We start from the raw sequence: 20,668 nt of genomic DNA on the forward strand, positions 1-20,668 counted from the left end.
GGCGTGGCGGGTGCCTGTTCCTCCACCCCGCGCGGAGCGCGTATCTCTCCATCCCTCCCCCCGCTTCGCCTCCTTTTGACCGCTCCCGCCCCGCCCCGCCCGGTATCTTCGTCGGCCCGCTCTCTGACCCCGCCGTCCCGTGTCGCAGCCGCCCCGCCTCAGCAAACGCCGTCAGGTGCGCGAGCGCGTTCTGCAAGCGATCTACGCGTATGAGGCCAGCGAAGACACCGTCGAGCACGTGATCGACACGCTTATCCGGCCCACGTTCGGCGAGGAGAAGACGTACCTCCGCTTTGCCGAGCGCCTGTTCCTCAAGAGCGCCGACGCGCGCGCCGAGGCCGACGTCCTCATCGACCGGCACATCGAGAACTGGGACCTCAACCGCCTCGCGCGGACCGACCGCTACGTGCTGTGGATCGCGATCGCGGAGCTCCTCTACTTCGAGGACATCCCGCCCAAGGTGACGCTGAACGAGGCCGTCGAGGTGGCCCGCGTGTTCGGGACCGACAAGAGCCCGGCGTTCGTCAACGGCGTCCTCGACGCCGTCCTGCGCGAGCTCGAAGGGACGGACCGGATGAAGAAGACGGGCCGCGGCCTCGTCAACACGAGCACGAAGGGCTAAGTGGACCGCCTCTACGCCATCGGCGACGTCCACGGCTGCGCGCGCACGCTCGACGCCCTGCTCGCCGCCCTCGACGCCGACGCCGGCGGCGCGCTCGGACCCGGCGACACGCTCGTCTTCGTGGGCGACTACGTGGACCGCGGGCCGGACAGCCCGGGCGTCATCGACCGCCTCCTCGCGCTGGAGGCGCAGGAGGGCGGGGCGGAGTACGTGTTCCTCCGCGGCAACCACGACCAGATGATGCTCGACTACGTCGACGGCGCCGGCGACGTCGAGCTGTGGTGGGCCAACGGCGGGCGGACCACGCTCGCGGCCTACGAGCGCCGCGGCGACTTCGCCATTCCCTCCGAGCACGTTGACTTCCTGCGCCGGACCGAGTTGGCCGTCGAGCGGGGCGGGTTCGCCTTCGTCCACGCCGGGCTCGACACGCGGAAGTCGGTCGCCGAGAACCTCGCCGACCCCAACCCGGCCATCCTGCTCTGGACGCGGAAGCACCTCGACGCCAACCTCGCGGCGTGGGAGATGCCGGTCGTCTGCGGCCACACTCCCGTCACCGAGCCGCTCGACACGCCGCGGCTGATCGGGATCGACACGGGCGCCGTGTTCCCCAACCGCCCGGGCCTGGGTCGCCTTACGGGCGTCTCGCTCCCCGAGCGCCGGTTCCTGTCGGTGGAGACCGCCGAACTGGCCGTGTGAGGGCGGGGCGGTGGAGGGACCACCCCACCCCTTTCCAGGCATCCACCCGTAGGACCACCCCGCACGGCGTCCGTGTGGAGGGCGGGGTGGCCGCCCCGCTCGCGTTCAGGCACCCGTAGGGACACCATGCATGGTGTCCGCTTGGGCGACCGCCCCGCCTTGGACGACCGCCCCGCCCAGGCGCTACCGCCCCGCCCCCAGCGCCGTCGACAGCCCGACCCGGAGCGACGGGCTCTGCGCTCCCAGCTCAGCGAACACGACGCGGCCCGACGGCAGGCGCAGTGTGCCCCGCGCGAACGGGTCGAGCATGACGCTAAAGGCGCGCGACCGGCTCTCGGCCGACTGCTCGAAAAAGGCCGTGTAGAACGACGGCCCGATGCGGAGCCCGAGGTCGAGGTCGAGCGGCCCCGGGTCGCTGTCTCGGACGATCTCGACGATCCGCAGCGCGCGGACCGCCCCGCCCAGCCCGACGGCCGTCTCCAGCCGCCCCGCCCCGCCCGTCACGCGCGGGACGTAGTCGGCGTAGAGGACGAGCTCGCGTGTGAACACGTCGACGACCGGGGCCGTCCCGAAGGCCACGACGCCTACGCCCGGCAGCGCGCCCACGCCGACGTAGAGCCGCGGCGCGCTCCCGAGCGGGGCGGCGCCCGGCGCGGCGTCCTGCGCCGACGCCGGCAGGGCGCACCAGACGAGGGCGAGGGCGGGGAGGAGGCGGCGCATGGCGGAAGGTAGCAGGAGGGGTGGAGGAATACGGGACGGAGGGATGGGCAGAGGCGAGGGCGGGGTGGGAACCGCGGGCGGGGCGGCACGAGCAACGGGCGGGGTGGCGGAACGGGCGATCACGGGGCCACCCCGCCCCCGGTGCGCCGTTGCTCCGCATTTCGCGCTGACTCCCCCGCCCCGCCCCGCCCCGCTCGCTAGTCTCCGACCCGTCACCCGTGACCCATCACCCGTTACTCGCATGGCCCTCCGCGTCGGCATCGTCGGGCTCCCCAACGTCGGGAAGAGCACCCTGTTCAACGCGCTCTCCGAGGCGGGCGCCGAGGCGGCGAACTACCCGTTCTGCACGATCGAGCCCAACGTGGGCGTCGTGCCGGTGCCGGACACTCGGCTCGACCGGCTCGCCGAACTCGCGGGCTCGGCGCAGACGCTCCCGGCCGTCATCGAGTTCGTCGACATCGCGGGTCTCGTGGCGGGCGCGTCGAAGGGGGAGGGGCTGGGCAACCAGTTTCTCGCCCACATCCGCGAGGTCGACGCCGTCGTCCACGTCGTGCGGTGCTTCGAGGACCCCAACGTGGTCCACGTCGAGGGCTCGGTCGACCCGCTCCGCGACATCGAGACGATCGAGACCGAGCTGCTCCTGAAGGACCTCGACACGGTCTCGAAGCGGCGCGAGCGCGTGGCGAAGTCGGTCAAGACCGGCGACAAGGGCGCCAAGCTGGAGGCCGACTTCCTGGAGCGCCTCGAAGAGCACCTCGGCGACGGCCGCCCCGCCCGCACCGTCGAGGTGTCGGACGCCGAGGCGCCCGTCCTCCGCGAGCAGTTCCTGCTGACCGCCAAGCCCGTCCTCTACGCCGCGAACGTGGGCGAGGGCGACCTCCCCGACGGCAACGCCTACGTCGACCAGGTCCGCGAGCGGGCGGCCGAGGAGGGCGCGGGCGTCGTGGTCGTCTCGGCCGAGTTCGAGGCCCAGCTCGCCGACCTCCCCGACGAGGACCGCGCCGAGTTCCTGGAGGCCGCCGGCGTCGAGGAGTCCGGGCTCGACCGGCTCGCGCAGGCGGCGTACGAGCTGCTCGGGCTCATCACCTACTTCACGGCCGGCCCGAAGGAGTCGCGCGCGTGGCAGATCTCGCGCGGCACGAAGGCGCCCCAGGCGGCCGGCGTCATCCACACGGACTTCGAGAAGGGCTTTATCCGCGCCGAGACCATCAAGTTCGCCGACTACGACCGGCTGGGGTCGGAGGCGTCCGCCCGCGAGGCCGGCGCCATGCGGAGCGAAGGGAAAGAGTACGTGGTCGCCGACGGCGACGTGATGCTGTTCCGGTTCAACGTGTAGCGCAGAGACCGCCCCGCCTGCGAGACACGCGAGGGTGGGGTGGGGAGAGTAGGAGCCGCCCCGCCCCGCCGGACCTCTCCGGGCGGGGCGGCCGTACAACGCGCCGCCCTACACCATCCCGCCCCGCCCGTGGAAGCCCTCGACTCCCCGTCCGTTACGCAGACTGTTCTGTACCACCTCGCCCGCATCCCCGGCGCCGTCCACCGCGACACGCTCGCCGAGGCGGCCGGGACCACGCCCGATTACGCGGGGCGCATCCTGGGGCAGCTGGTAAAGCGGGGACGGGTGGCGCGCGTCGGGCGCGGGCTCTATAAGCTGTCGGTCAACGTGCGGGACGAGGAGGCGTAGGGGCGGGGCGGCGCGCGCGGAGACCGGCAGGCACGGCCCGCTCCGATATGCGCCGTTTTAGAGGTTTATAGTGCCGATTGGTGAGACTGGACCGGAATGAGCAGGGTGGGGAGGCTCCACCCCGCTCGTCCCGTGCCTCGTCTGCCCACCTGTTCGCTCTACGGCCTCCGCGTCGGCACCGAGTTGCCGCTCGGGGGGGCGCCCTCGGCGGACGGCGAGCCCGACGTCGTGGTCCGGTTTGGTCCCGCGCGTTCGCTCGCCACGCGGCCGCCCCGCCCCGGCTGCTTCGAGGCGTCGCCGGGCCACGTGTTTCTCGGGACGCTCGGGGGCGGGGTGGTCCTGGCTCGGCATGGGCGGGAGATCCTGGTCGACGGCGACGACCGCGAGGCGTTGACCTCGCTCGTGCTCGGGCAAGGGCTCGCAACCATCCTCCACCAGCGCGGCGTCCTGACGCTCCACGCGAGTGCCGTCGCCGTCGAGGGCGGGGCGGTCGCGTTCCTGGGCGATCAGGGCGCCGGCAAGTCGACGACGGCGGCGGCGCTCGTCGAGCGGGGCGGACGACTCATCACGGACGACGTGCTGCCGGTGCGCAACCTCGACGCAGCAGCTCCGAGCGTCGCGGGCGGCTATCCGTTCCTCAAGGTGACGCAGGACACGGCACAGGCGCTGGACGACGACCTGAACGCCCTCCGCCCCGCCTATTCGGCTGTCGCCAAGTGGAGAAAGACCGTCTCAACGGTGTCCACGGCGTGCCCCCTGCGCGCGGTCTACGTACTCGAGCCCGGACTAACTCTCCACACCGAACGGCTCTCCATTCTCGACGCGTTCCAGCAGGTCGCTCATCATGCGTTTACCGGCGCCATTGCGCGCTCGACCGGATCCGGCGACCGCTGCCTTCGCAGTTACGCCGCGCTCGCCCGGTACGTCCCACTGTTTCGGCTGACGGTGCCCCGCTCACTCGACGAGTTGCCCCGGCTAGCCGACTCTGTCGTCACGCACGCCCGCAGCGTGGCCACTCCCTCCAACGCGGGCTTTCCCTTTCACCACCCCGCCCTTTCGGGCGCTTCGCTATGACCTCCCGCACCCCCTCCGAGACGACACCCGCCGCGGCACCGCGCGCGTACGAGTCCCCATCGCTCATCGACCTCGGCCTGATCCACGACCGAACGGCGACCAACTGCGACATCCATCCCGGTGGGCCGGGCGGGCCGGGATCAGACTCCGGCGTCGTGGCCAACCCCGACTTCGACGACCGCTTCCCCCAGAAGCCATGCTGAGGGCGCTCGCTTCCCGTGCCCTCGACCCCATCGGCGTCCGGCTCTACCGCCGGTTCGTGTTCCGCCCCGCCCAGACGCCCCAGGCGCGCCCCGAGGGCGGGGCGGCGTCCAGGGCGTGGGAGTCCGTCTGGTGCTCCCGGTCCGACGGGCACGGCGTGGCCGGGCTCTGGGGACGAGCCGAGGGCGGAGCGCGCGGCGTCGCCGTCTGCGCGCACCCGTTCAAGCGGAGCGGGAAAGGGTTCTTTCTGGAGCACGGCCATGCCGCCATGCTCCGCCGGGCGGGGTACCACGTCCTCCTGTTCGACTTCGGCGGGTTTGGCGAGACCCCGCAGCAGAGCGTCCTCTTCCCCCGCGACGTGCTCGCAGCCGGTGAGGAGGCGGAGCGACGGGCGCCGGGGCTGCCGGTCGGCTTCCTCGGCGTGTGCTTCGGGGCCGTCTACGGCGCCTGCGCCTTCGCGACGCCAGGCCACCCGTTCCAGGCCGCCGTCCTCGACGCGCCGTACGCGAACGAGGTCGATGCGCTCCATGCCATGTCGAACAGCGACGCGCCGTCGCGCGCGCGCCGCGTGCAGAGCGCGGTCGTGCGGTGGGGACGGCCGCTGTTCCCAACTCTCAACCCGCTCCGCCAAGCGTCTCGGGCCACCGGCCTACGCGGCGTGCTGATGATCGCGGGCGGGGCGGACGACCTCTCGCCCCCGGCCGGCGTCCGCCGCTACGTGCCGGCGTTCGCGCGGGCCGGCATCCGCTGCGAGCGGTGGACGGTCGCTGTCGCCGAGCACCTCGACGCGTTCAAGACGGCGCCGGAGGCGTACGCCGAGCGGGTCGTCTCGTTTTTCGACCGGCACCTGGCCCCGCCCGCCGAGTGCTCGGCCCCGGTACGCACTGACCGCCCCGCCCGCACGTCTCGGTCGGGGTGGACCGCCCCGCTCGTTCCTGCTAGGCGGTAAACGACCGTTTCAGTCCCCACCCCGCCCATTCAGCGCGTAGGAAGCCGAATCGTCGGGTCGTCGGGGTCCGGGCGGTAGAGCGTCGCGTTGCGGCCGACCGTCTGCACGACGGCTGCGCCGTCGATCTTCTGAGCGAGCGCCTGCGCTGTCGTGCGGGCGTCATCGGGCGCCGCCTCCAGCACGCGGACCTTGACCACCTCGTGCGTCGCGAACGTCTGGCGGAGCGCGTCGACCGCCGCCTCCGTCACGCCCTCCTTGCCGATGTGGGCGACGGGCTTGAGGCTGTGGGCGAGGCCGCGGAGGTGGGCGCGTTGCTTCGAGGTCAGGTCGGGCACGGGGCGAGTCTGGGGCGGGGTGGGGGCGGCTCGGATCAACCCGCCCCGCCCCCGGCCGTTCCGTCGGAGCGGGGTGGCCTCCGCTGAAGGCCGCCCCGCCCGCGCGTCTGGGAGCAGCATGGGGCGGGGCGGAGCATGAGCGGCGTGTGAAGGGCGTAGACTTCCGCCCGTCCACCCTGCCCCCTGCGTTCGTTCCCATGCGCCTCTTGCTCCTCAGTCTCACTGGACTCCTGCTCGGCGCGGTCGGTCCCCGTGCCCAACCCGCCCCCGTCGACTCGGCGCTGTTCTCGTCGCTCGAGTACCGGCTCGTCGGCCCGTTCCGGGGTGGGCGCGCGTCGGGCGTCGCCGGCATCGCGGGCGACCCGCTGACCTACTACCAGGCCGCGACCGGCGGCGGCGTGTGGCGGACGACCGACGCCGGCGGCACGTGGGAGAACATCTCCGACGGCTCCTTCGGCGGCTCGATCGGGAGCGTGGCCGTCGCGCCCAGTGACCCCAACGTGATCTATGTCGGGGGCGGGGAAAAGTCGCTCCGCGGCAACGTGTCGCCGGGCTGGGGGATGTGGAAAAGCGAGGACGCGGGCCGTTCGTGGCGGAGCCTCGGGTTCGAGGGCGGCCAGCACATCCCGCGCATGGTGGTCCACCCCCGGGACGAGGACGTGGTCTACGCGGCCGTCCTCGGCCACGCGTTCGGCCCGAACGCGGACCGCGGCGTCTTCCGCTCGACGGACGGCGGCGACACGTGGGAGCACGTCCTGTTCGTCAACGAGGACGCGGGCGCCTTCGAGCTCGAAATGGACCCGACCAACCCGCGCATCCTCTACGCCAGCATCTGGCGCGTCCGCCGCACGCCGTACAGCTTCTCGTCGGGCGGGGAGGGCTCGTCGATCTGGAAGTCGACCGACGGCGGCGACACGTGGACCGACATCTCGAATCGTGAGGGGCTCCCCGACGGCATCTGGGGCATCAGCGCCGTCTCGATCTCGCCGGCCGACCCCGACCGCGTCTACGCGCTCGTCGAGAACGAGGACGGCGGCCTCTTCCGGTCCGACGACGCCGGCGAGACCTGGACGCGCGTCTCGACCGACCGCAACCTGCGCCAGCGCGCCTGGTACTTCACGCGCCTCGGCGCCGACCCGCAAGACCCCGACAAGGTCTGGGTCCTCAACGTCCAGCTCTGGGTGAGCACCGACGGCGGCAAGACGTTCGAGAGCGTGGATACGCCGCACGCCGACCACCACGACATCTGGATCGCGCCCGAAGACGGCGACCGGATCGTGATCGCCGACGACGGCGGCGCCCAGGTCACGTTCGACGGCGGGCGGACGTGGAGCACCTACATGAACCAGCCGACGGCTCAGTTCTACCGCGTCACGACGGACACCCACTTCCCGTACCGCATCTACGGCGGCCAGCAGGACAACTCGACCATCCGCATCGCCCACCGGAGCGCCGGCGGCACGATCACCGAGCGCGACTGGGAGCCCTCGGCCGGCGGCGAGTCGGGCTGGCTCGCCCCGCACCCCGAGGACCCGGACATCGTATTCGGTGGCTCCTACGGCGGCTTCCTCCAGATGGTCAACCACCGGACGGGCGAGAGCCGGATCGTCAACGTGTGGCCGGAGAACCCGATCGGGGCGCCGGCGAAAGACCTGAAGATCCGGTTTCAGTGGAACTTCCCGCTCCTGTTCTCGCAGTACCGAGACGAGGCAACAGGCGATTACCCGCTCTACGCGGCTGGAAACCACCTCTACCGCTCGCTTAACCTAGGCCAATCGTGGGAGCGCATCTCACCTGACCTCACGCGCGCCGATCCTGAAACGCTGGGCTCGTCGGGCGGCCCGATCACGCAGGACAACACGAGCGTCGAGTACTACGGGACGATCTTCGCGCTCGCCGAGAGCCCGCACGAGCCCGGCGTCCTGTGGGTCGGCAGCGACGACGGCCTGCTCCACGTGACACGCGACGGGGGCGGGGCGTGGACCGACGCCACCCCGCCCGTGCGCCTTCTGCCCGAGGGCTCGATGATCAACTCGGTTGAGCCCGATCCCCGGCGCCCCGGCGGCCTCTACGTCGCCGCCACGCGCTATAAGGTCGACGACTTCCGCCCGTTCCTGCTCCACACGGACGACTACGGCCAGTCCTGGCGCCGCATCGATGAGGGCATCCCCGACGGCGCCTTTACGCGCGTGATCCGTGCGGACCCCGCCCGCCCGGGGCTCCTCTACACTGGCACAGAGCAAGGCATGTACGTCTCGTTCAGCGACGGGGCGGGGTGGCAGCCGTTCCAGCTGAACCTGCCCGTTGTCCCCATCACCGACCTTGCCGTGCGGCAGGGCGAACTCGTCGTCGCCACGCAGGGGCGGAGCTTTTGGGTGCTCGACGACCTGACGCCGCTCTACCAGATCAACTCGGCCGTCGCTGAGGCCGACGTGTGGCTGTTCCAGCCCAAGTCGACCTACCGCGTCGACGGCTACCGCTCGACGGACACGCGCGCGGCGGGGACGAACCCGGAGCCCGGCGTGACGATCCACTACCGCCTCGCCGAGGCGCCTGACAGCACGGAAACGGTGGCTCTCCGCATCCTCGACCGCGACGGCGAGACGGTCCAGACGTTCACGTCGGATGCCGAGGACGACGGCCTCCAGATGCCCACGAAGGTTGGCATGAACCGCGTCGTCTGGGGCCGCCGCTACCCGGACGCGGCCCGGTTCGACGGCATGATCTTCTGGGGCGGCGGCCTGAGCGGGCCGGAAGCCGTGCCCGGCACCTACACCGCGCGCCTCATCGTGGGCGAGGACAGTCTGGAGCGCCCGTTCGAGATCCGCCTCGACCCCCGCTCGTCGGCCACGCCGGCGGACTTGGAGGCGCAGTTCGTGTTTCTCCGCGAGGTCCGCGACAAGGTGACCGAGGTGAATGAGTCCGTCGGCCGCGTCCGCGACCTGCGCAATCAAGTCAACGCGTACCTCGAGCGCCTCCCCGTCCAGGCAACGGGTGCCGACACGGTCCGCGCGGCGGGGGAGAGCCTGGTGGAGCGGATGACGGCCGTCGAAGAGGCGCTGTACGAGACGCGGAGCCAGAGCCGACAGGACCCGCTGAACTACGGGATCAACCTGGGCAACGAGCTCTCGGCACTGGGCGGGACCGTCGCCGCCGGCGACTTCCGGCCGACGGACCAGGCCTACGCCTACCGCGACGAGGTGATGGCAGAGATCGAGGCCGAACTCGTCACGCTCCGCCAGATCCTCGACCGCGACGTGCCCGCGTTCAACGCGCTCGTCCGCGAGCAGGCGCTGCCCGTCATCGTACCCACGGACGCCGACTGACCGCCCCGCCCGCGCGAACCGGCGGGGCGGGGCGGCGTAGGGAGCGCGTGCACCGCCCCGCCCTATGACGTTCCGCTCCCTCCTGTTCGGCACCGGCACCACGTCGCGCCTGACCGACCTCGGCCTCCTGCTGATCCGGCTCGGGTTCGGCCTCACGCTCGCGTTCGCGCACGGCCTGGGGAAGCTCCCGCCCTCCCCAGGGTTCGTAGACGGCGTCGCCGCGATCGGCTTTCCGCTCCCGACCCTGTTCGCATGGGCGGCGGGCCTGGCCGAGTTCGTCGGCGGCCTCTTGCTTGCCGTCGGCCTCCTTACGCGGCCCGCTGGGCTCTTCGTCGCCTTCACGCTCGGCGTCGCCGCGTTCGGACGGCACGCGGGGGACGCGTTCACGGACCGCGAACTCGCCCTCCTCTATCTCGTCGTCGGCCTCGCGTTCGCCGTCATGGGGGCGGGGCGGTACGCGGTCGACACGGCGATCCGCCGGCGGAACCCGAGCTACACCTACACCTGAGCTGGCTCGGGCGGGGCGGTGGCCTCGACAGCTGCGGCCAACGTCTCCAGCACCTCGCGTGCGTCGGCGAGCGTTGACACGTCCTGGACGATTGCGCGGAGCTTGCCCGAGCGGCTGTCCTTCATGGCGTAGCGCCGGCCCAGGCCGTTGAGGGCCTGGAGGAAACGGTCGAACACCTTCGTGTGGAAGTACGGGTCGTCTTTCGGCTCCGGGACCGTCAGGAACAGGCGCTCGTTTTTCCACACCACGCGCGGCAGCCGCAGCCGCATGGCGAGCGGGCGCATGGCGGCCAGCCCCAGCAGCGTGCCAACCTCGGGCGGGGCGGGGCCGAAGCGGTCTTCGAGCTCGGCCTTGAACTCAGCGACCGCTTCGTCCGTCTCGACGTCGGCGATTCGGCGGTACAGGTTGAGCCGCTCGACCGGGTTCGTGACGTAGTCTTGGGGGATGAACACGTCGTCGTCCACATCGACCGTGGGCTCGGGCGGGGGCGGGGCAGTGTCCTGATCGGCGAAGACCTCGGCGAACTCGTCGGCGCGAAGCTCCTGCACGGCCTCGTCCAGGATTTTGTGGTACGTCTCGAAGCCGACGTCCTCGATAAACCCTGACTGCTCGGCGCCGAGCATGTTGCCGGCCCCGCGGATGTCGAGGTCGCGCATGGACAGGTTGAACCCAGCGCCCAGGTCCGAAAACTCCTCGACGGCCTGGAGCCGCTGCCGCGCCTCTTTGGTCAGGCTGTGGACGCTGGGGACGAGCAGGTAGCAGAACGCCCGCTGGTCGTTGCGGCCAACCCGCCCGCGCAGCTGGTGGAGGTCGGCCAGCCCGTGGCGCTCGGCGTGGTCGATGATGATGGTGTTGGCGTTCGACACGTCGAGCCCGCTCTCGACGATGTTGGTGCAGACGAGGACGTCGTACTCGCGGTCCATGAACCCGAGCATGGCCTTTTCGAGCTCCGACGGCGACATCTGCCCGTGCGCCGTCCGAATGCGTACGTCGGGGACGAGCGAGCGGATGATGGCCGCCATCTCGTCGATCGTCTGCACGCGGTTGTGGATAAAGAACACCTGACCACCCCGCCCGACCTCGTAGAGGACGGCGTCGCGGATGAGGTCGCGGTTGAACGTGTGGATCTCAGTCGTGACCGGCTGCCGGTTCTGCGGCGGCGTCTGGATGAGCGACAGGTCGCGGGCGCCGAGCAGCGAGAACTGGAGCGTGCGCGGGATCGGCGTGGCGGTCAGCGTGAGCGTGTCGACGTTGGGGCGGAGCTTGCGGAGCTTTTCCTTGGAGCCCACGCCGAACCGCTGCTCCTCGTCCACGACGAGCAGGCCGAGGTCCTTGAACTCGATGTCTTTCGAGAGCACCCGCTGCGTACCGATCACAACGTCGACCTCGCCCGTCTTTAGCTTGGCGACCACCTCCTTCTGCTCGGCCGGCGTGACGAACCGGCTCAGTTGGGCGATGCGGATAGGGAAGCGGCCCATGCGCTTCGTGAACGTCTCGGTGTGCTGCCTCGCGAGGACCGTCGTCGGCACCACGACGGCCACCTGCTTCCCCTCCTGGACCGCCTTGAACGCGGCGCGGACGGCCACCTCGGTCTTGCCGAACCCGACGTCGCCGCAGACGAGGCGGTCCATCGGGATCGGCTGCTGCATGTCCTCCTTGATCGCGTCAATGGCCGCTGCCTGGTCGGGCGTCTCGTCGAACTCGAAGGCGGCTTCGAGCTCGCGCTGCCAGATCGTGTCGCCCTTGAAGGCGAAGCCCTGCGAGGCGCGCCGCTTCGCGTAGATCTTGATGAGGTCGCGGGCGATGTCCTTGACGCGCTTCTTGGTCCGCGCCTTGAGGCGGTCCCAGGCGCCCGTTCCCAGCTTGGTCAGCTTGGGCTGGTGGCCTTCCTTGCCGGTGTACTTGTGCAGCTTGTGGAGCGCCGCCACGTTGACGAAGAGCTCGTCGCCGCCTTTGAAGAGGAGCCGGACCGCCTCCTGCTTCTGCTCTCGCACCGTGATCGTCTGCATCCCCGCGAACTTGCCGATCCCGTAGTCCACGTGGACCACGAAGTCGCCGGGGCGGAGCGCCTTGACCTCGCGGAGCGACAGACCACCCCGCGCCTTCGCCTTTTTCCGCGACGTGGGCCGGTGGTAGCGGTTGAACAGCTGGTGGTCGGTGTAGACGGCTAGGCCGGCCGCGGGCACCTCAAACCCCTCGTGAAGCGACTCGACCAGGAGATCCGCCTTGGGCGGCTTGCCCGTTTCCAGATCGCCGCCGAGCAGCTCCCACAGCCGGTTTTTCTGTGATGCGCTGTCGCAGAGCACGACATAATCCGTTCCGCCCCGCCCGTCGATGTCGTCGCGGAGGCGGCCGAGGTCGCCGTTGTACGACGGCTGCGGCGTCGCCGCGAGCTCCAGCGTCCGGTCGCCTTCGCCCGAGAACGTGCCGAAGAGGAGGGCGGGGCGGGTTGTGATGAGCGCCGAGAGCGCCCCGCCCGCGAGATACTGCGTCTCGGGCGGGGTGGGCGGCTCCTCGTCCTCGTCGAGCGCGTCGACGCGTTCGGTGTACGCTTCGGCCGCCGCGTCGTACAGCTCCTGCGCCTTCTCGACGAGCCGCTGCGCGTCGAACAGCGCCAGCGGCGTCTGGGCGGGGAGGTAGTCGAGCGGCGTGACGTGGCCCGCTTCGGCGTACCGCTCGGCGTCCAGGTTGGGCACGAGCCGCGTCGACTCCAGCCGCGTGATCGACCGCTGCGACTGCGGGTCGAACTCGCGGATCTGGTCGACCTCGTCGCCGAAAAACTCCAGGCGCACCGGGTAGCCGCCGGCGAACGGGTACACGTCGAGGATGCCGCCGCGGAGCGCCAGCTCGCCGGGCTCGCTCACGAACTCGACGGGCTGGAAGCCCTGCCCGCTCAGGCGGTCCATGAGCTCCTCGGGCGGGGCGGTGTCGCCCACGCGGATCGTCAGCGTCTCGTCGGAGACGGTCTCGGGGAGCGGCACGAGCTCGGAGATGGCCTCGACGCTCGTGACCAGAAGGCCGTCGAAGCCGTCGCGGAGGCGGCCGAGCGCGTCGGCGCGCTGGACGAGCGGGAGCGTGTCGCTGAGCTGCTCGGGGTCGTACGGGTCCTGCCCGGTCGGCGGGAGGAACAGGACGCGCTCCACCCCGCCCAACAGCTGCTCCAGGTCGGAGCGGAGGTAGTCCGCGCTCTCGCTCTCGGCGAGCAGGGCGACGACCGGGCCGCCGGTCTCGTCCAGCAGGTCGGCCAGGACGAAGGCGGGCAGCGAGCCGACTGTCCCCTTGAGGCGGAGCGAGTCGCCCGGCGTGAGGCCGTCAACCTCGTCGCGGACGCGCTCGAAAAAGGGGAGGGCCGAGAGCCGGGCGCGGAGGTCGGTGAGCGTCGTGGGCATGCGGTCGGCCCGGCACGCGTGGCGCCCGGGCGGGGTGGAGGAGGGGAGACAACCGCCCCGCCCGCGCTCTGGTTCGTGCGCCCGGCTGAGTCTGCACGAAAAGGGGAGGGGCCGCCCCGCCCCGCCCGCCGAGCGAGGGCGGGGCGGTGGCGCGGCTCCCCCCGTCACGCGTGAGGGGGACAGCGTTCTTCCCCTGAGCGGAGCGATGGGAAGAACGCGGGGGGAGCGCCAGGCGGGGCGGTTCATGGCGCTGCCCACCCCGCCCGTCCAGCAGGGGCGGGGCGGGGTGGCCTCACGCCCCGCTCTCCGCCGCCTCGTCTGCGATGGCGTGGCGCACGAACCCGCCGCCCCGCTCGATCCGGTCGCGTGCCTCGTCCGCGTCCACGTCGGCGAGGAGCATGACGAGGGCGGTTTTCACGTGGCCGTCTGCGGCGCCGAGCGCTTCGGCCGCCTCGTCGTAGCCGACGCCGGTTGCCGCCATCACGATCTTTTTGGAGCGCTCGACGAGCTTCTGGTTGGTCATCTGGAGATCGACCATCATGTTCTCGTAGACCTTCCCCAGACGGATCATGGTAGCCGTCGAGAGCATGTTGAGGACCAGCTTCGTCGCCGTCCCGCTCTTCATGCGCGTCGAGCCCATGATGGGCTCCGGGCCGACGTCGGGGCAGATGGCGACGTCCACGTCGAGCGTGAACTGGCTGCGGGGGTTGCACGTGACGAACAGCGTCCGCGCGCCGATCTCGCGCGCCCGGGCGACGGCGCCGACCACGTAGGGCGTCCGCCGGCTCGCGGCGATGCCGCAGACCACGTCGCGGCTCGTCACGCCGGCAGCGTCTACCGCCTCGGCGCCGTTCTCTTCTTTGTCTTCGGCGCCCTCCTGCGCTTCGAACATCGCCTCGCGCCCGCCGGCGATCAGGCCCTGCACGAGCTCGGGCGGGGTCCCGAACGTGGGCGGGCACTCGGCGGCGTCGAGTACGCCGAGCCGCCCGCTCGTCCCGGCGCCGACGTAGAACAGGCGCCCGCCCGAGCGGAACGCCTCTTCGACGATCTCGACCGCCTGCGCCACGTAGGGCAGCTCGGGCGTCACGGCGTCGACGGCCCGCTGGTCCTCCTCGTGGAGCATCTGGAGCACGTCGGCGAGCGGAGCGGTGTCGATCCCGAAGGTGCGCGGGTTTCGTTTCTCGGTCGTGAGGCTTTTGAGTTGGTCGAACAGCGCCTGTCCGGTGGCGGGCGGGGTGGGCATGAGCGGGGCGGGGTGGGGGAGAGGGGCGGCCTACGCCGTCGAACCGCGTTCTGATCTGTCGGTACGACGGGTGCCCCGCCCCGCCCCCGTGCACCTTACGCGCCTTCGACTCGCCGACTTCCGCGCCCACGCGCAGACCGAGCTCCACCCCGCCCCCGGCGTCAACCTGATCGTCGGGCCGAACGGGGCGGGAAAGACCAACCTGCTCGAGGCGATCAGCTACCTCTGCCTGGGGAAGAGCTTCCTCGCCGCTCGTGACGCGCACGTCGTGCGGCGGGGCGCCGCTCACTTCGACGTCGAGGCCGACATCGAGGGAGACGTCCGCTCTGGGTTCCACGCCCGGGTCGCGGTCGTCCCCGGCGAGGGCAAGCGCGCGTTCATCAACAAGGCGCCGCTCGACCGCCTCGTCGACCTCGTCGGACGGACGCCCGTCGTGATCCTGTCGCCGGCGGACCACGAGCTGACGGCGGGTGGACCGTCCGAGCGGCGCCGGTTCCTTGACGCTACGCTCAGCCAGGCGTATCCGGTCTACCTCGACGACCTCGTCCGCTACCGACGAGCGCTCCGGCAGCGGAACGCGTTGCTCCAGCAGGTCCGCCGCGGCCGCGCGCTCCCGCCGGGCACGCTCGACGCGTGGGACGAGGAGATCGCCGTGTCGGGCGGGCGGATCGTGTCGCGCCGCTCCGCCTTCGTGCAGGAGTTCGAGCGCTACCTCGCCGACGCTTACGCGCGCCTCGGGGAGCCGGGCGAGCCTCTCACCATGACGTACGTGCCGTCGGTCGCGCCGGACGAGGGCGGGGCGGAGGAATCGGGCGGGGCGGAGGACGCGTTGCGCCGGGCGCTGAACCGGACGCGGGCGCGGAGCCGCGAGACGGGCCGCACGACCGTTGGCCCACATCTTGATGAGGTCGACTTCCGCGTCGGAGGCCACGACCTCCGCGCGTTCGGATCGCACGGCCAGCACCGGACGTTCGCCCTCGCCGTCCGTGTCGGCCAGGCGTTGTACCTCCACGAGGCGTCCGACGAACGCCCGCTCCTCCTCCTTGACGACGTGTTCGGCCCGCTCGACCCCGACCGCACACGGCTCGTCCTCGACCTTCTCGCGTCGGGGGACGTGGGGCAGTCGTTCATTACAGCAGCGTCCCTCGACCCCTTCGAGTCCCTGCTCTCATTCGAAACGGACGCGCACGCGCTGTTTCACGTGGAACAGGGCTCCGTCTACTCTACCCTCGCTCCCTCGCCTTGACTCTTATGCGCCCTTCCCGACTCCGCCGGTTGCCCCGCCCCGCCCTCCTCCTTCTCGTCCTTCTCGCGGGGTGCGGGACGGCCAACACCAACTACGTGACGGGCGAGTCCCAACGGGGCGCCTACACCTGGGAGCAGGAGGTCGAGTTGGGGCGGCAGTCGGACCAGCAGATCACGGCCCAGTTCGGCCTCTACGACAACCCCGCCCTGAACGCCTACGTCGAGCGGATTGGACAGGAGGTGCTCCAGACGAGCGCGTACACGGACGCCAACACACCGGTCGAAGTCCGCAACACGCCGTTCCACTTCCGGGTGCTCGACTCGCCCGTCGTCAACGCCTTCGCGCTCCCCGGCGGGTACATCTACGTGACGCGCGGGCTCCTGTCGCACCTCGAGAACGAGGCGCAGCTGGCCGTCGTTCTCGGACACGAGATCGGTCACGTGCTGGCGCGGCACTCGTCCGAACAGGCGGCGCGGTCCCAGCTCAACCAGCTCGGACTGCTCGGCGCCGCCGTCGTGGGCGGGGTGGTCGGTGGCGGGGACATCGCCGAAGGCATCCTCAACTACGGCAGCCAGGCGACGCAGCTCCTGACGCTCAAGTACGGGCGGGGCGCTGAGCGCGAGGCGGACCGTGCGGGCGTCGCCTACGCCGAGTACGCGGGGTACGACGCGACGCAGGCGGCGGGCTTTTTCCGTGCGCTCCAGCGTCTGGGCGAGCAGTCGGGGGGCGCGCTGCCCAACTTCCTCTCTACGCACCCGAACCCGGGCGAGCGGGCGCAGACGATCCCCGAACTGGCCGCCCAGTACGACCCGCAGGGGACGACAGTCGACGCGGTGCCGTACCTCCGGGAGATCGAGGGGATCGTCGTCGGCGAAGACCCGCGGCAGGGGTTCGTCGAGGGAAACACGTTCTACCACCCGGACCTCCGGTTTCAGCTTTCATTCCCGAGCGGGTGGCAGACGCAGAACTCGCCGGCCGCCTTCCTAATTGGCGAGCCGAACGGGCAGGCGTTGATCCAGCTCTCACTCGCGCAGGAGCCGTCTGCGCGAGCGGCGGCCGAAGCGTTTGCGCGCCAGCAAGGCGTTCAGGTGTCGGGGAGCGGGCCGGTGTCCGTAGGCGCGGGACAGGCGTTCCGTGTCGAAGGGCAAGCCCAGCAGCAGCAGGGTGCCGTCGGGTTTTCAGCGACGTTCGTAGAGTTTGGTGGGAACGTGTATCAGATCCTGGGAATCACGTCGCCCGACGGGCTACGCCAGTACGCGCGGACGTTCCGGTCCGTCGCAGACAGCTTCGAGCGGCTGACCAACCAGCGGTACCTGAACCGCCAGCCCTCCCGCTTGGAGGTCACGACGGTCCAGCGCCCGACGACGCTGCGGTCGATGCTCCGGGGCCGGACGCTCCCCCCGGGGTTCACCGCGGAGGAGGTGGCCATTATGAACCAGGTGACGCTGGACGAGACGATCCCCAGCGGCCGCTCCGTCAAGCTCCCGTCCTAGTGAATGCCCCCACCCCGCCCGAGCGACAGGGGCGGGGTGGGGGCAACTCGGCCGCAGCGTGCGATCCCCGCCCCGCCCCACGTCGTGGGCGGGGCGGTCACGCGTCGGGCGGGATCACGACGGCCTCCCCGCCCAGGCACATCTCGCCGCCGACGTAGGCGTAGAGCCGGATGCGGACGTGGCGGTGGCGCTCGATCTTTTCCGCCACTTTGACTTCGATCGTGACCTCGGCGCCAACGGGGACGGGGCGGAGAAACTTGGCGGACAGCGAGACCGCGATCGAGCCCGGCCCAGGAAAGTCACGGCCGAGCACCTTCGACGCCAGTCCCAGGACGTAGACGCCGTGCACGACGGGCTGTCCAAACCGGCTGGCTTTTCCAGCCTCCTCGTCGATGTGGATCGGGTTGTCGTCGCCGGTCACGTCTGCAAACGTCTGCACGTCTTGCATCGTGACGGTGCGGGACCACGAAAAGGTGTCGCCGACCGTTAGCGAGTCGTATGTGTTGGGCATCAGGGGGACGAAAGAGGTTTGGTTTCACGTGAAACGGCCCGCCGCCGTCTGTTCCTAGACTACGCTTGCTCCTCCCCCCCACGCCCCCGCAGCGTTGAACGAGAGACTCCGCATCATTCCCCGATGGATCGTACGGCACCCGCTGACGGTCTTGGTCGTCGCGTTTGCGTTTGTCGCCCTGGGCGTGAGTCAGGCGGTCAAGCTGCGGATTGATACGAACATTGCGACGCTGCTGCCGCCGGACTTTGACAGCGTCCAGGCGCTGAACAAGCTGCAGCAGGCGGTGGGTGCCGAGACGACCGTCGACGTGGCGATCACGAGCCCAGACTTCGAGGCGAACCTGGCGTTCGCCGAAGACTTTATCCCCCGAATGATGGAGCTCCAGGGGGTATCTGGAGACCCCTACTTCTCGCGGTACGACTTCCGCCGAGACGTGCGGTTCGTGACGGAGAACGCGCTGTACTTCGCCACCTTCGATGAGCTCGACCGCCTCGAAGACTTCCTCCGCCAGACGGCGTCCCAGGTACGGTCTACCACGGATCCGCTGCGGATGGACCTGTTTGGTGACGAGGCAGACGCCTTTCAGCAACAGCGTCAACAAGAGCAGGACGAGCTTCGGGCTGACCTCGCGCAACTCGCGCTGACGGAGTACACGATGAGCCCGGACTCGACGACGCTCGTCGTCCGGTTCTACCCGACGGGCTCGAAGACGGACATCGGGTTCGTCGAGCAACTCTACGCCGACGTAGACGAACTCGTCATCCGCATGCAGCCGGGGCGGTACCACCCGGAGATGGTGGTGACGCCGGCGGGGCAGATCCTGAAGCAGGCGGTCGAGGTCCGGTCGATCACGTCGGACGTCCAGAACTCGTTCGGCGGCGGCGTGCTCGCGGTGGTTCTAACGGTCGTCCTGTATTTCCTCTACAAATCGGTTCAAGCGCGGACGGGGGGGAGGCTCGTATGGCGCGTCGTCGCGGTCGAGCTGCTGCGGACGCCGGTCACGGCGCTCCTCCTCACGGTTCCCTTGCTGATCAGCCTGAGCTGGACGGCGGGCGTGGCGGGGGCTGCGTTCGGGACGCTCAACCTGATGACGTCGACGCTCGGGTTGGTCTTGTTCGGGCTCGGGATCGACTATGGCATCCACTTTTACGCTCGGTATGCCGAAGAGCGTGGGGCGGGGCGGGGTGTCTCGGACGCCGTCGAGGAGACGTTCGTGAGCACGGGGCAGGGCATCGCTGTTTCGGCCTTTACGACGGCGTTTGCCCTGTTCGTGCTCCAAATCGCGGACTTCCGGGGGTTCAGCGAGTTCGGGCTCATCGGGGGCATGGGCATCGTGTTCGCGCTGATCTCGATGCTCTTCGTCCTCCCCGCCCTCCTCAGCATCGCCGAGCGTGTGGGGGCTCTCAACCTGCGCTCGCGGGGCGAGGCGTCGGCATACGAGCCCGACGTCCGGTTCCCCTTTTCCCGGACGGTTGTCTCGGTGTGTCTAGGCATTACGGCTCTTTGCGTACTGGCGGTGCCCGACGTGCGGTTCGAGTACAACTTCTCGAACCTGGAGCCGGAGTACCCCGACTACGAGCGGCGAGCCCAGGCCTTGACGCCGGCACTTGGGCAGAGCGAGCGCCGGAACCCAGCGTATATCCTCCTCGATGACCCGCAGGACGTCCGCTCCGTAACGGCGGCGCTCAAGCGGCTCGCAGAGCGCGACTCGATGATCCTGGCCGTCGAGAGCCTCCAGGAGCGGTTCCCCACCGACCCTGAGACGACACGGCGGAAGCTGGACCGGCTGGCAGAAGTCCGGGAGGTCCTTCAGGACCCGTTCCTCGCGGCCGACACGACGGGGCAGATCCAGCGGCTTCGTGAAGCGGCTTCGGCCACCACGCCCATTCCGCTCGACAGCGTCCCCGCGTTTATCACGCGGCCGTTTATGACGCGAGAGGGGACGGTGGGCAACTTCGTCATCGTGTTCCCCCGAGGAAAGCTGTCGGACGGCCGGCGGTCGATCCGCTTTGGCGAACTGATTGGCCAGGTGACGACGCCCGACGGCGGGGAGTTTTTCGCGGCGTCGACGCAGCTGGTCGCGGCCGACATGTTGAAGCTGATGCAGGAGGAGAGCCAGCTGATGGTGGGCGTGACCTTCGTGCTCGTCTTCGTGCTCGTCTTCGTGTCGTTCCGGTCGCTGCGGTGGACGCTCGTCGCTGTCACCCCGCTCGCGGTGGGGCTGGTGTGGATGCTGGGCGCGATGGTCTTGCTCGACGTGCAGCTCACGTTCTACAACCTCGTCGTCCTGCCCACGGTACTCGGGATCGGGAACGACGGCGGGGTCCACCTGACGCACCGCTACCGCGAGGAGGGGCGGGGCTCGATCCGCCGCGTGCTCCGCTCGACGGGCGAGCACGTGACGATGGGGGCGCTTACAAACCTGATCGGCTTCGGTGGGCTCCTCGTCTCGAACCACCCCGGCCTCCGGTCGATCGGCGTCCTCGCTGTCGTCGGGATCGGGACGACGCTCGTAGCGACGCTCGCCTTTTTCCCCGCCCTGCTCCAGGTCGCCGAGGACAACCGCTGGCTCGAGCCCCGCCCGCGCCGGAAGCGACACGACGTGGGCGACCCCGACGCGCTCCGCCACCCCGTGTTCAAGCTTCACGCCCCCTCGGAGAGCACGAAGTAA

General features: G+C 70.4%; 17 protein-coding genes. 12 read left to right on the forward strand and 5 right to left on the reverse strand.

The window, feature by feature from the left end; translation table 11 throughout:
• Nucleotides 1–139 precede the first annotated feature (139 nt).
• Both nusB and RM540_RS00255 read left to right on the forward strand, forming a co-directional pair.
• Nucleotides 140–622, forward strand: a complete 483-nt coding sequence (gene nusB, locus RM540_RS00250) for a transcription antitermination factor NusB (RefSeq protein WP_311661106.1) — start codon at nucleotides 140–142, stop codon at nucleotides 620–622.
• Nucleotides 623–1,318 (forward strand): metallophosphoesterase family protein, encoded by a 696-nt coding sequence (locus RM540_RS00255; protein ID WP_311661108.1) that lies wholly within the window; start codon nucleotides 623–625, stop codon nucleotides 1,316–1,318.
• Nucleotides 1,319–1,501: 183 nt separating this feature from the next.
• Here the strand turns inward: RM540_RS00255 and RM540_RS00260 are convergent, their stop codons facing one another.
• Entirely contained in the window at nucleotides 1,502–2,038 is a 537-nt protein-coding gene (locus RM540_RS00260) for a hypothetical protein (RefSeq protein WP_311661110.1), read from the reverse strand.
• Nucleotides 2,039–2,279: 241 nt separating this feature from the next.
• Between RM540_RS00260 and ychF the strand changes: the two genes are divergently transcribed.
• The 5 genes from ychF to RM540_RS00285 all read left to right on the forward strand — a co-directional run bounded on the left by ychF (nucleotide 2,280) and on the right by RM540_RS00285 (nucleotide 5,946).
• Nucleotides 2,280–3,374: a redox-regulated ATPase YchF gene (ychF, locus tag RM540_RS00265; protein WP_311661111.1), complete on the forward strand. Its 1,095-nt coding sequence runs from the start codon at nucleotides 2,280–2,282 to the stop codon at nucleotides 3,372–3,374.
• Between the two features lie 129 nt (nucleotides 3,375–3,503).
• Nucleotides 3,504–3,722: a hypothetical protein gene (locus RM540_RS00270; protein WP_311661113.1), complete on the forward strand. Its 219-nt coding sequence runs from the start codon at nucleotides 3,504–3,506 to the stop codon at nucleotides 3,720–3,722.
• Nucleotides 3,723–3,854: 132 nt separating this feature from the next.
• Complete coding sequence (locus tag RM540_RS00275) at nucleotides 3,855–4,796, forward strand: hypothetical protein (RefSeq protein WP_311661115.1); 942 nt, start codon at nucleotides 3,855–3,857, stop codon at nucleotides 4,794–4,796.
• A complete protein-coding gene (locus RM540_RS00280) occupies nucleotides 4,793–4,999 on the forward strand; it encodes a hypothetical protein (protein WP_311661116.1) in 207 nt (68 codons plus the stop codon). Before RM540_RS00275 ends, RM540_RS00280 begins: the two co-directional genes overlap by 4 nt.
• Entirely contained in the window at nucleotides 4,993–5,946 is a 954-nt protein-coding gene (locus RM540_RS00285) for an alpha/beta hydrolase (RefSeq protein ID WP_311661118.1), read from the forward strand. The genes RM540_RS00280 and RM540_RS00285 overlap by 7 nt, the downstream gene beginning before the upstream one ends.
• 29 nt (nucleotides 5,947–5,975) lie before the next feature.
• Here RM540_RS00285 and RM540_RS00290 read toward each other — a convergent pair whose 3' ends face one another.
• On the reverse strand, nucleotides 5,976–6,281 hold the full coding sequence (locus tag RM540_RS00290; protein ID WP_311661120.1) for a YhbY family RNA-binding protein: 306 nt from the start codon (nucleotides 6,279–6,281) through the stop codon (nucleotides 5,976–5,978).
• Nucleotides 6,282–6,478: 197 nt separating this feature from the next.
• Here RM540_RS00290 and RM540_RS00295 point away from each other — a divergent pair, with 197 nt between their 5' ends.
• Nucleotides 6,479–9,607 carry a WD40/YVTN/BNR-like repeat-containing protein gene (locus RM540_RS00295; RefSeq protein WP_311661121.1) on the forward strand — a complete coding sequence of 1,043 codons (3,129 nt, stop codon included), beginning with the start codon at nucleotides 6,479–6,481 and terminating at the stop codon, nucleotides 9,605–9,607.
• Nucleotides 9,608–9,671: 64 nt separating this feature from the next.
• Nucleotides 9,672–10,115 carry a DoxX family protein gene (locus RM540_RS00300; RefSeq protein WP_311661122.1) on the forward strand — a complete coding sequence of 148 codons (444 nt, stop codon included), beginning with the start codon at nucleotides 9,672–9,674 and terminating at the stop codon, nucleotides 10,113–10,115.
• Here the strand turns inward: RM540_RS00300 and mfd are convergent.
• Complete coding sequence (mfd, locus tag RM540_RS00305; protein WP_311661123.1) at nucleotides 10,106–13,504, reverse strand: transcription-repair coupling factor; 3,399 nt, start codon at nucleotides 13,502–13,504, stop codon at nucleotides 10,106–10,108. The two genes, RM540_RS00300 and mfd, sit on opposite strands and share 10 nt — an antisense overlap.
• Before the next feature lie 292 nt (nucleotides 13,505–13,796).
• A complete protein-coding gene (murQ, locus tag RM540_RS00310) occupies nucleotides 13,797–14,747 on the reverse strand; it encodes an N-acetylmuramic acid 6-phosphate etherase (RefSeq protein ID WP_311661124.1) in 951 nt (316 codons plus the stop codon).
• Between the two features lie 88 nt (nucleotides 14,748–14,835).
• Between murQ and recF the strand changes: the two genes are divergently transcribed.
• Both recF and RM540_RS00320 read left to right on the forward strand, forming a co-directional pair.
• The gene (recF, locus tag RM540_RS00315) at nucleotides 14,836–15,993 is read left to right on the forward strand and encodes a DNA replication/repair protein RecF (protein WP_311661125.1); all 1,158 of its coding nucleotides are present in this window, start codon (nucleotides 14,836–14,838) and stop codon (nucleotides 15,991–15,993) included.
• Nucleotides 15,994–15,998: 5 nt separating this feature from the next.
• A complete protein-coding gene (locus tag RM540_RS00320; RefSeq protein ID WP_311661126.1) occupies nucleotides 15,999–17,486 on the forward strand; it encodes a M48 family metalloprotease in 1,488 nt (495 codons plus the stop codon).
• Between the two features lie 97 nt (nucleotides 17,487–17,583).
• Here the strand turns inward: RM540_RS00320 and RM540_RS00325 are convergent, their stop codons facing one another.
• Nucleotides 17,584–17,997 carry a MaoC family dehydratase gene (locus RM540_RS00325; RefSeq protein ID WP_311661127.1) on the reverse strand — a complete coding sequence of 138 codons (414 nt, stop codon included), beginning with the start codon at nucleotides 17,995–17,997 and terminating at the stop codon, nucleotides 17,584–17,586.
• A 94-nt stretch (nucleotides 17,998–18,091) separates the two neighbouring features.
• Between RM540_RS00325 and RM540_RS00330 the strand changes: the two genes are divergently transcribed.
• Nucleotides 18,092–20,668: an efflux RND transporter permease subunit gene (locus tag RM540_RS00330; protein WP_311661128.1), complete on the forward strand. Its 2,577-nt coding sequence runs from the start codon at nucleotides 18,092–18,094 to the stop codon at nucleotides 20,666–20,668.

It is taken from the genome of Rubrivirga litoralis (assembly GCF_031846415.1).
GTDB lineage: Bacteria > Bacteroidota > Rhodothermia > Rhodothermales > Rubricoccaceae > Rubrivirga > Rubrivirga litoralis.